Origin of the sequence: Isoptericola cucumis (assembly GCF_014635665.1) — a bacterium.
Lineage (GTDB): Bacteria > Actinomycetota > Actinomycetes > Actinomycetales > Cellulomonadaceae > Isoptericola > Isoptericola cucumis.
The window spans coordinates 181,074-190,936 of the sequence record NZ_BMDG01000008.1 but is presented as its reverse complement, the minus strand read 5'-3'; the positions used below and the strand labels follow the sequence as shown (position 1 = coordinate 190,936).

Genomic DNA, 9,863 nt, shown 5'->3' with positions numbered 1-9,863 from the left:
CCTGAGGGATGACCTGGCCGTGAGGGCGTGACCCGCCGCGGGCGCGCGAGCTTCCGGGCTGGCATCGTGGGACCGTGTTGCTCGACGCGAGGACGCTGCGCGGGATCACGGACGGGACGGTCACGCACACGTACCGCCGGTGGGCGGTGGTGCGGGTGCGCCCCGGGAGCACGATGCGCACGCGGGCGGGGGTGGTCGAGGTGACCGCCGTCGACCTGATGGAGGCGGCGGCGATCACGGACGACGACGCGCACGCCGCGGGCTTCCGCTCGGCGGACGCGGCCCGTGCCTGGATCGCGCGGCGGGGTGAGGGCGACCTGTACCGGGTGGGGCTGCGCGTCGTCGGCGAGGACCCGCGCGTCGCGCTGCGGCAGGACGCCGACCTGGACGACACAGCCGTCGCCGCGATCTCCGGGCGTCTGGCGCGCATGGACCGCGCCGCGCCCGAGCCGTGGACGCGCGCGTACCTCGAGCTGATCGACGCACACCCCGGCGTCGTCGCGCGGGAGCTCGCCGCCGGCATCGGCATGGAGCGCGACCCGTTCAAGATCCGCGTGCGGCGGCTCAAGGAGCTCGGGCTCACCGAGAGCCTCGACGTCGGCTACCGCATCTCCCCGCGCGGGCGCACCTACCTGGACGCGACCACCAGCAGCCCGTGACGACGTAGTGATGCCTTCCGGTTCTCGCCCACGACCGCGAGGGATCGCTACGTCGCCAGGTGCTGCGGGTCGTCCACGGCTCGTGGGCCCGGCTCGGGACTACTCGCAGCCGACGCCGTCGCCGTCGCGGTCCAGGTGGCTGCCGTACCCGGGATCGCCCGCGAACACCGGGGCGGCGCCGTCGCTGCGGGCGGCGTCGCAGTTCTCGTAGTAGTCCGCCGTGGTGTCGGGGGCCTCGGCCGGAGGGTCGGGCACGTCGGCCGGGGGGTCGATGTCGTTCGACGTCCCGCTCGCGTCCTGGCCGGCAGGGCCGGGCTCGCCGTCCACCCCCTGGGGTCCCCGCTCGCCGCGCGGGCACCAGGAAAGAGGTTCCCGCTGTCGGCCCGGTGCGCCCGGCAGGGGGTGAACTCCCCGGACGCTCCTGGGCTCACTCCCGCGACAGCACCAGCGCGGCGCTGTGGCCCCCGAACCCGAAGGCGTCGACGAGCGCGTGCCGGGCCGTCGTCGGCCGGGACGCCGTGACGACGTCGAGGTCGACGGCCGGGTCCTGCTCGTCGAGGTTGAGCGTGGGGGGCACGACGCCGTCGCGCATCGCGAGCAGGGCGACCAGGGCGCCCAGCGCGCCGGACGCACCGAGCAGGTGACCGGTCGACGCCTTGGTCGCGGTGACCGGCGGCGGGTCGGTGAAGACCTCCCGCAGGGCACGGGCCTCGTTGAGGTCGCCCGACGGCGTGGAGGTGGCGTGCGCGTGCACCAGGCCGACGTCGGCGGCGGTGAGGCCCGCGGAGCGCAGGGCGAGGCCGACCGTGCGGGCCTGGTTGCCGGGCTCGCCGCCGACGATGTCGTGCGCGTCGGAGGTGAGGGACGCGCCGTCGACGGCGCCGAGCACCGTCGCCCCACGGGCGCGAGCGTGCTCCTCGGACTCGAGCACCAGCACCACGGAGCCCTCGCCCATGACGAAGCCGTCCCGACCGACGTCGAACGGCCGCGAGGCCCGCTCGGGCTCGTCGTTGCGCGTCGACATCGCGCGGGCGCGGGCGAACGCCGAGATGCACAGGTCGACGATGCTCGCCTCGACCCCGCCGCACAGGACGACGTCCGCCTCGCCGGCGAGGATCATCTGCCGGCCCTGCACGATGGCCTCCACGCCGGCCGCGCAGGCGCTCACCGGCCCCCGGGCGCCCGCCTTGGCACCGAGGTCGATCGACAGCCACGCCGCCGGCCCGTTCGCCATCACCATCGTCACCGCGTGCGGGGACACCCGCCGGTGCCCCTCGCGCTGCAGCACGTCGTACTGGGCGAGGGTGGTGGAGAGCCCGCCGTTCGCGGTGCCGATCGACACGGCGAGCCGCTCGGGGTCGACGTCCGGGGCGCCCGCCGACGCCCATGCCTCGCGCCCGGCGACGAGCGTCAGCTGCTCGGCCCGGTCCAGCCGCCGCAGCTCGCGGACCTGCAGCGACGCCGTGAACGCGTCGTCGACCCGCGCCGCGATGCGCACCGGGAGGTCGCGCGCCCAGCCGTCCTCGAGCGCCGTCACCGCTCCGACACCGTCGGACAGCGACGCCCAGGTCTCGCGCACCGTGAGGCCGACGGGCGTGATCGCCCCGAACCCTGTGACCACCGTTCGTCCCAAGTCGGTCTACCCTCCACGTCCGAGCGCCCCCTGCCCCCGCACCGTGCAAGACCTGTGACCAGAACTGTGCCGTACGCGGGCGAAGTCCGCCGGTGGAGTCCACGGGCACGGCCGGGCCCCCGGCGGCCCGAGCACGACGCCACGCCGGACGCGCAACGCGCGCGTCAGCCTGCGGCGATGTTCCATGGGAGGCGGCGCACCGGCGCATCGTGGCACCGGGGACAGGCGCACCAGGCGAGGAGGCACGGATGAGCCAGGACACCGCGCACGACGGCACGGTCGTGCCCGAGCACGGTCTCAAGCGCGTCATGGGGCGCAAGCTCCTGCTGCTGTTCATCGTGGGCGACATCCTCGGCACCGGCGTCTACGCGCTGACCGGGCAGGTCGCGGGCGAGGTCGGCGGGGCGGCGTGGGCACCGTTCCTCATCGCGTTCGCCGTCGCGACGCTGACGGCGTTCTCCTACCTGGAGCTGGTGACGAAGTACCCGCACGCCGCGGGTGCCGCCCTGTACACGCACAAGGCGTTCGGCATCCACTTCGTCACGTTCATCATCGCGTTCATGGTGATGTGCTCCGGCATCACCTCCGCGTCGACGGCGTCGAACGCGTTCGCCGGTTTCCTCAACGACGGCTTCGGCCTCGGCCTCGAGGCCGGTGGCCCGGGCCTGCTGCTCATCGCGCTCGGCTTCATGACCCTCGTGGCGATCATCAACTTCCGTGGCGTGGGGGAGAGCGTCAAGGCGAACGTCGTCCTGACGATCGTGGAGCTGTCCGGGCTGCTCCTCATCATCTTCGTCGGCCTCTGGGCCGTGACGCAGGGACGGGCCGACTTCTCCCGCGTCGTCGTCTTCGAGAGCGCCGACGACAAGAGCGTGTTCCTCGCCGTCACCGCGGCCACCACGCTCGCCTTCTTCGCCATGGTCGGCTTCGAGGACTCGGTGAACATGGCCGAGGAGTGCCGGGACCCGGTGAAGGACTTCCCGCGCGTGATGCTCACGGGTCTGTCGATCACCGGGCTGATCTACGTGCTGGTCGCGATCACCGCGGTGGCCCTCGTGCCGGTGGGCGACCTGACGGACGAGTCGAAGGGCTCCGCGCTCACGCAGGTCGTCGCGGCGGGGGCGCCGAACCTGCCGTTCGACACGATCTTCCCGTTCATCGGGATGTTCGCGGTCGCGAACTCCGCGTTGATCAACATGCTCATGGCTTCGCGCCTGCTGTACGGGCTGGCGAACCAGGGGGTGCTCCCGCGCGCCTTCGGCAAGGTGCACCGCACCCGCCACACCCCGTGGGTGTCGATCATCGTCACCACGCTCATCGCGTTCGGGCTCATCCTCTACGTCGTGCCCGCCAGCGGCACCGAGTCCGGCTCGAACGCCATCAGCCTGCTCGGCGGGACGACGTCGCTGCTGCTCCTGGTCGTGTTCGCCGTCGTGAACGTGGCGTTGCTGGTGCTGCGTCGTCAGCCCGTGCAGCACGAGCACTTCCGCACCAAGTCGTGGGTCGCCCTGCTCGGCGCGATCACCTGCGCGTACCTCGCGGGGCCGTGGGCGCGGTCGGCGGACCAGCAGGAGCAGTACGCCATCGCGGGCGGGCTCCTCGCCGTCGGCGTGGTGCTGTCCTTCCTCACCTGGATCTACAACCGTGCGGTGCGGCACCGGCCCACCGAGTTCGAGCACATCGAGGACCTGGACGAGGACAAGCCGGGCGCGGGGTTCCCCAAGCGCTGACCCGGGCCTAGGCCGGCGAGCGTCCCTGTGCGTCAGGAATCCCGCCCGGATTCCTGACGCACAGAGACGCTCGCGGGTGGCCGGGCGGCCGGGTGGCCGGGCGACGCCGGTCAGCGCGCCCCGGTGGGCTCCAGCTCTCGCGGCGCCGGTCCGACGTCGGCGGACTCGTCGTCGGCACCGTCGGCACCCTCGTCGCCGTGCCCGTCGCCCGCCAGGCTCGCCTCGTCGAACGGCTGGCCACCGTGCAGCACGCGCTGCACGCGCTCGCCGTCGATCTCCTTGACCCACGTGCCGATGAGGATGGTCGCCACGGCGTTGCCCGTGAAGTTGGTCAGCGCGCGGGCCTCGGACATGAACCGGTCGATGCCGACGATGATGCCGACGCCGTCGACCAGGTCGGGGCGGTGCGACTGCAGGCCGCCGGCGAGGGTGGCCAGCCCGGCGCCGGTGACGCCCGCCGCCCCCTTGGACGCGACGATCATGAACACCAGCAGCGAGATCTGCTCGCCGACCGACAGCGGGTTGTCGAGCGCCGACGCGACGAAGAGCGCCGACATCGTCAGGTAGATGGCGGTCCCGTCGAGGTTGAACGAGTAGCCCGTCGGCACCGTCACCCCCACGACCGGCTTCGAGACGCCCAGGTGCTCCATCTTCGCGATGAGGCGCGGCAGGGCCGACTCGGAGGACGACGTGGAGAAGATCAGCAGGTACTCGCGGGCCAGGTACTTCATCAGCCGGAAGATGTTGACGCCCGCCACGACGCGCAGCACCGTCCCGAGCACCACCACGATGAACAGCACGCAGGTCAGGTAGAACGCGAGCATCAGGGTGCCGAGCGCCGCGATGGCCCGGAACCCGGTCTCGCCCACGACCCCCGCGATGGCGCCGAACGCGCCGACCGGCGCGGCCCACATGATCATCATGAGGATCTTGAAGACGAGCCGCTGGACGTGGGCGACGCCGTCCAGGATCGGCTTGCCGGACGACCCCATCGCCTGCAGGCCGAAGCCGACCAGCAGGGCGACGAAGAGCGTCTGCAGGATCGACTCGCCGGTGAGCGACGCGAGCATCGTCACGGGGATGATGCCGACGAGGAAGTCCGTCATGGACTCGCCCCCGCCCTCGACCTCGTAGGTGGCGGTCTGGCCGGCGGCGTGCAGCCCCTCGCCCGGGTGGATGAGGTTACCGACGACGAGGCCGATGGCCAGCGCGAACGTCGACATCACCAGGAAGTACGCGAGCGCGAGGCCGCCGACCTTGCCGACCGTGGCCGCCTTCGCGATCGAGCCGATGCCCAGCACGATGGTGCAGAAGATGACGGGCGCGATCATCATCTTGATCAGCGCCACGAAGGCCGTGCCGAGCGGCTTGAGCGCCACCCCGGCGGCGGGGGCGGCGAGCCCCAGGACGGCGCCCGCCACGACGGCGACGATGACGGCGATGTAGAGCCAGTGCGTGCGGTCCCGCGTGCCACCGGTCCGCTTCGGCGCCCTTGCGTCCGCGGTTCTCAGGGCCATGTGCTCCTCCTCGGCGAGTGCGCCCGGGCTCGTTCCCGGGCTGTGCCGAGCGTCACAGCCGCGGACCCTGCGTGGCTGCTTGCGTGCATAGAGTTCTCGACGTCCGGGCCGGCGCGGGGAGAGGAGCAGGCGTGCGCAGCTGGAGCATCGCCGTGCGCGTCCTCGCGCTGCTGCTGGCGCTCGCGGTGCTGGCGGGCCTGGCGCTGTCGGCGCTGCTGTACGTGCAGGCCCAGCGCGCCGCCGAGCAGACGGCGACGGCGGAGAGCCGCGCGCTGGTGGTGGCGATCGCGGACGACCCGACGGTGCGCGCCGCGGCGGTGGGGGCCGATCCCGTCGGCGACCTGCGCGGGCTCACGAACGAGCTGCTCGCCGACTCCGGCGCCGACTTCATCACGATCATGGCCCCGGACGGGACCCGCTGGACCCACCCCGACCCCGACGAGGTCGGCGGCACCTACCTCGGGACGCGGGCCCCGGCGCTCGCCGGCCGGGTGTACTCGGAGACGTTCACCGGCACGCTCGGCCCGTCGGTGCGCACCATCGCGCCGGTGCACGACGGGTCGGGGCGGGTGCGCGGGCTCGTCGCCGCGGGCATCACCGTGGAGAACGTCTCCCTCGACGCGACCCGCGACCTGCCGCTCGTCCTCGGGCTCGGCGCCGGGGTGCTCCTGGTGGGCGCCGGCTGCGCCGTCGCGCTGGGACGGTACCTGCGGCGCATCACCCTCGGCCTCGGGCCGACGGAGCTGCGGCAGGTGCACGACCTGTACGACGCGGCGCTGCACAACGCCGACGAGGGGCTCGTGCTGGTGGACGCCCGCGGGAACGTGCAGCTCGTCAACGACCGTGCCGGCGAGCTGCTGGGGCTGGCCGCGGACGTCGGCCAGGCGCTGCCGCAGCCTGTCGCCACGCTGGGCATGCCCGAGTCCGTGGAGCAGGTCGTGACCAGCGGGAGGACCGTCGACGCCGAGCACCACGTCACGCCGGACCGCACGCTGGTCGTGAGCCAGCGCCCGGCGTCCACCGGCCGGGTCCTGCTGGTGCGCGACAGCACCGAGCTCATGCACCTGTCCGGGCAGCTGCGCAGCACGCAGGCGATGGCGACGGCGCTGCGCGCCCAGACCCACGAGCACGCCAACCGGCTGCACACCGTCGTCTCGCTGCTCGAGCTGGGACGCGCGGACGAGGCCCGGCGCTTCGCCGCCGGCGACCTCGCCCGCACCCGCCGTCTCGCGGGCGGCGCGGTGACGGCCGTCGACGAGCCCTTCGTGTCCGCGCTGCTGGTGAGCAAGAGCGCCGAGGCCCGGGACCGAGGGGTGCGGGTCGAGGTCGTCGTCGCCGGGCAGGTGGCGGGGCTGCACCTCCCGTCGGCCGACCTGGTCACCGTGGTGGGCAACCTGGTGGACAACGCCGTGGACGCGGCGGAGGGCAGCGAGGAGGCGACCGTGGAGGTCGAGCTGAGCCGGATCCCGTCGGGCCTGCGCATCCGCGTGGCCGACACCGGCCCGGGGCTCGGCGGGCCCGACGGCGTGCGCTCGCCCGTCGCGCTCTTCGCGCTCGGCCGCACCGGCAAGGCCGCCGGCCCCGAGGGCCGGGGCCTGGGACTGGCGCTGGTGCGGCACACCGTGCAGCGGCTCGGTGGCACGGTGGAGGCGTACGACGACGACGGCGCGGTGTTCGTCGTCGAGCTCCCGCCGGGGGAGGATGCGGGGCGATGACCGACAGCCAGGGGAGCGACCTCAGGGTCCTCGTCGTCGAGGACGAGGAGCTGACCGCGCAGGCGCACGCCGAGTTCGTCCGCCGGATCCCCGGGTACGCCGTCGCCGGCACCGCCCTCACCGGCCGGTCGGCCCTGTCGGCGCTCGGCTCGCTGGAGGAGGCGGGGCGCCCGGTGCACCTGGTGCTCCTCGACCTCGGGCTGCCCGACATGGGCGGGCTCGACGTCGCCCGCGCGCTGCGGGCGGGCCGGGCCGACGTCGACATCCTCGTCATCACGGCGGACGACGAGCTGCCGTCGCTGCGGGCCGCCGCCCAGGCCGGGGTGGTGGGCTACCTGGTCAAGCCGTTCACGTACTCGGCGTTCGCCGCCAAGCTCCGCGGGTACGCCCAGTACCGGCGGGCGCTCACGGCCGGCGGGACGGGCCGCCAGGAGCAGATCGACGAGGCGCTCGGCCTGCTGCACTCGGGCGCGCGGCCGGTGCTGCCGAAGGGGCTGCTCCCCGAGACGCTCGAGTCGGTCGCCGCGGCTCTGCGCGGCAGCCCGCGGGCGCGGTCCGCGAGCGAGGTCGGCCGCGAGCTGGGCGTCTCGCGCGTGACCGCGCGGCGGTACCTCGAGCACCTGGTCGACCGGGGCGAGGCGTCGCGCACGCCGCGGCACGGTCACCAGGGCCGGCCGGAGCTCGAGTACTCCTGGGCGGGCTAGCCGTACGGACCGGTCAGAGCGCGTTCGAAGGCGTCGTGGACCGCCGCGTCGAAGAGGACGAAGCGGACCTCGTCCACGGCGGCCGGGTTGGCGTCGTCCCACGACCGCACCGCGGCGACGGCGGTGCGCGCGACGTCGTCGGGGTCCCAGCCGTAGACCCCCGCGCTGACGGCGGGGAACGCCACGGACCGGGCGCGCAGGTCGGCCGCGACGTCCAGCGACCGGGTGAAGCACGAGACGAGGAGGTCCGGGTCCGTCTCGCCGCGGTGCCGGTTCGGGCCGACGGTGTGGATCACCCACGCCGCGGGGAGGTCGAAGCCGGGGGTGGCCACGGCGTCGCCGACCGCGAGCCCGTCGGGGACCGTGGTGCGCCGCAGCTCGCGGCACGCCGCCAGCAACCGGGGGCCGGCGGCGGCGTGGATGGCGCCGTCGACCCCGCCGCCGCCCAGCAGCGACGAGTTCGCGGCGTTGACGATCGCGTCCACGTGGACGGTCGTGATGTCGCCCTGTTCCGCGGTCAGGTGCACGGGTCCTCCTCGGGTGCGGCGGGGCGGGCGGGCCGCCGGTGGTTCAGCCCGCCCGGAGGGCCTTGGCCTCGCTCGGCATGACGATCCACAGCACGATGTACGCCAGCACCTGCGGGCCGGGGATGAGGATCGACGCCACGGTGAGGATGCGGACGAGGCCACGGCTCCAGCCGAGGTAGTCCGCGAGCCCGGCACAGACGCCGCCGAGCATGCGCCCGCGGCTGGGCCGGAACAGCTTGCGCCGCGGCGGCGGCGCGGGCTGCTGGTACGGGGCCTGGGGGTACGGGGTCGTGGTGCTCATGTCTTCGACGTTACGACGGTGCCCGCGCGCCCGGTATCCGGTGCTTCCCGGGTTCGACCCTGACGCACCCTGACGGGTCAGGGAAGGTCGGCGACCGCCGCCGCGACCCGGCGCTGGGACGCCCGCGCGAACTCGGGCCAGCGGTCCCAGTAGTACGGCAGCGCGATGATGCCCTGGACCAGCACCCACCCGCGACCGCGCTCCCAGGCGCCGTCGTCGAGCGACCCGCCGGGGCCGGCGCCCGCGGCCTGCCGGAACGCGTCGCGGTCCCGGCCGGCGAACAGCCACCAGGCGGGCGGCAGGTCGGCGGCCGGGTCGCCCACGCCCAGCGCACCCCAGTCGATGACGGCGGTGAGTCGTCCTCCGTCGCCCGCGCCGCTCGAGATGAGGTTGCCCGGCATGAGGTCGCCGTGCAGCCACGTCCCGGGCACCGGGTCGGTGGCCGCCTCGAGCGCCCGGTCCCACGCCTTGAGGACGGCGGGCCCGTCGACCCGGTTCCCGGCCGCGGCCGTCGCGGCGCGGACGTCCTCGTCCAGTCGTGCGAGGGGCACGCCGCGCCCGGTGCCGCCCTTGACGGGCCCGCCGGCCGGGTCGACGGCGCGCAGCGCGGTCACGAACGCCCCCAGGTCCGTGGCGGCGGCGCCGGGGTCGAGGTTCGGCGTCGCGCCCGGGTCGAGCGGGTCGGCCGTCGCGGCCCCGGGGACCCAGGGCACCACCGACCACCGGAACGGGTAGCGGTCGTCCGGCTCGCCGACGGCCAGCGGCGCCGGCACGGTCAGCGGCAGGTGCGGCGCGAGCCGCGGCAGCCACCGGGCGTCGCCGAGCGCGTGCTGGGCCGCCCACGCGATCTTCGGCATCCGGGCCACCAGCTCGTCGCCGAGCCGGAAGAGCAGGTGGTCGGTGCCGGACTCGGCCACCGGCGTCACGGGCAGGCCCGCCCACCGCGGGTGCTGGGCCGCCACCAGGCGGCGGACGTCGTCGACGGTGACCGGGACCTCGTCGTCGTGCAGGGGCATGCCGACGACCGTACGGACGGCGCCGCCGGGGCGCCATCGAATAGCGCGTCCGTCTGCGTGG

Annotated in this window: 10 protein-coding genes; 4 read left to right on the top strand and 6 right to left on the bottom strand. The window is 74.4% G+C overall.

Annotation, left to right across the window (positions count from 1 at the left end):
• Positions 1 to 74: 74 nt before the first annotated feature.
• Entirely contained in the window at positions 75 to 659 is a 585-nt protein-coding gene (locus IEW03_RS13200; protein WP_188524149.1) for an ASCH domain-containing protein, read from the top strand.
• Positions 660 to 758: 99 nt separating this feature from the next.
• On the opposite strand, the gene IEW03_RS13195 is transcribed toward IEW03_RS13200, so the two are convergent.
• Together IEW03_RS13195 and IEW03_RS13190 are read right to left on the bottom strand one after the other, a co-directional pair.
• The gene (locus tag IEW03_RS13195; RefSeq protein ID WP_188524148.1) at positions 759 to 986 is read right to left on the bottom strand and encodes an excalibur calcium-binding domain-containing protein; all 228 of its coding nucleotides are present in this window, start codon (positions 984 to 986) and stop codon (positions 759 to 761) included.
• Between the two features lie 100 nt (positions 987 to 1,086).
• Entirely contained in the window at positions 1,087 to 2,292 is a 1,206-nt protein-coding gene (locus IEW03_RS13190) for a beta-ketoacyl-[acyl-carrier-protein] synthase family protein (RefSeq protein WP_188524147.1), read from the bottom strand.
• 248 nt (positions 2,293 to 2,540) lie between these two features.
• Between IEW03_RS13190 and IEW03_RS13185 the strand changes: the two genes are divergently transcribed.
• Positions 2,541 to 4,022, top strand: coding sequence for an APC family permease (locus IEW03_RS13185; protein WP_188524146.1), 1,482 nt, complete (start codon positions 2,541 to 2,543; stop codon positions 4,020 to 4,022).
• A gap of 110 nt (positions 4,023 to 4,132) precedes the next feature.
• Here IEW03_RS13185 and IEW03_RS13180 read toward each other — a convergent pair whose 3' ends face one another.
• Entirely contained in the window at positions 4,133 to 5,539 is a 1,407-nt protein-coding gene (locus IEW03_RS13180) for a cation:dicarboxylate symporter family transporter (protein ID WP_188524145.1), read from the bottom strand.
• 131 nt (positions 5,540 to 5,670) lie between these two features.
• Here IEW03_RS13180 and IEW03_RS13175 point away from each other — a divergent pair, with 131 nt between their 5' ends.
• Together IEW03_RS13175 and IEW03_RS13170 are read left to right on the top strand one after the other, a co-directional pair.
• Positions 5,671 to 7,254, top strand: a complete 1,584-nt coding sequence (locus tag IEW03_RS13175; RefSeq protein ID WP_188524144.1) for a sensor histidine kinase — start codon at positions 5,671 to 5,673, stop codon at positions 7,252 to 7,254.
• Positions 7,251 to 7,958: a response regulator gene (locus IEW03_RS13170; RefSeq protein ID WP_188524143.1), complete on the top strand. Its 708-nt coding sequence runs from the start codon at positions 7,251 to 7,253 to the stop codon at positions 7,956 to 7,958. The genes IEW03_RS13175 and IEW03_RS13170 overlap by 4 nt, the downstream gene beginning before the upstream one ends.
• Here IEW03_RS13170 and IEW03_RS13165 read toward each other — a convergent pair.
• The 3 genes from IEW03_RS13165 to IEW03_RS13155 form a co-directional block, all read right to left on the bottom strand.
• Positions 7,955 to 8,485 carry an O-acetyl-ADP-ribose deacetylase gene (locus IEW03_RS13165; RefSeq protein ID WP_188524142.1) on the bottom strand — a complete coding sequence of 177 codons (531 nt, stop codon included), beginning with the start codon at positions 8,483 to 8,485 and terminating at the stop codon, positions 7,955 to 7,957. The genes IEW03_RS13170 and IEW03_RS13165 overlap by 4 nt on opposite strands.
• Before the next feature lie 43 nt (positions 8,486 to 8,528).
• Positions 8,529 to 8,786 carry a PspC domain-containing protein gene (locus IEW03_RS13160; RefSeq protein ID WP_188524141.1) on the bottom strand — a complete coding sequence of 86 codons (258 nt, stop codon included), beginning with the start codon at positions 8,784 to 8,786 and terminating at the stop codon, positions 8,529 to 8,531.
• A gap of 77 nt (positions 8,787 to 8,863) precedes the next feature.
• The gene (locus tag IEW03_RS13155; protein WP_188524140.1) at positions 8,864 to 9,802 is read right to left on the bottom strand and encodes an aminoglycoside phosphotransferase family protein; all 939 of its coding nucleotides are present in this window, start codon (positions 9,800 to 9,802) and stop codon (positions 8,864 to 8,866) included.
• Positions 9,803 to 9,863: the final 61 nt, after the last annotated feature.

Excerpts from the sequence above, each read along its gene's own strand:
- IEW03_RS13170 (WP_188524143.1), top strand. The coding sequence starts at position 7,251 with ATGACCGACAGCCAGGGGAGCGACCTCAGGGTCCTCGTCGTCGAGGAC.
- IEW03_RS13185 (WP_188524146.1), top strand. The coding sequence starts at position 2,541 with ATGAGCCAGGACACCGCGCACGACGGCACGGTCGTGCCCGAGCACGGT.
- IEW03_RS13155 (WP_188524140.1), bottom strand. The coding sequence starts at position 9,802 with ATGCCCCTGCACGACGACGAGGTCCCGGTCACCGTCGACGACGTCCGC.
- IEW03_RS13180 (WP_188524145.1), bottom strand. The coding sequence starts at position 5,539 with ATGGCCCTGAGAACCGCGGACGCAAGGGCGCCGAAGCGGACCGGTGGC.
- IEW03_RS13160 (WP_188524141.1), bottom strand. The coding sequence starts at position 8,786 with ATGAGCACCACGACCCCGTACCCCCAGGCCCCGTACCAGCAGCCCGCG.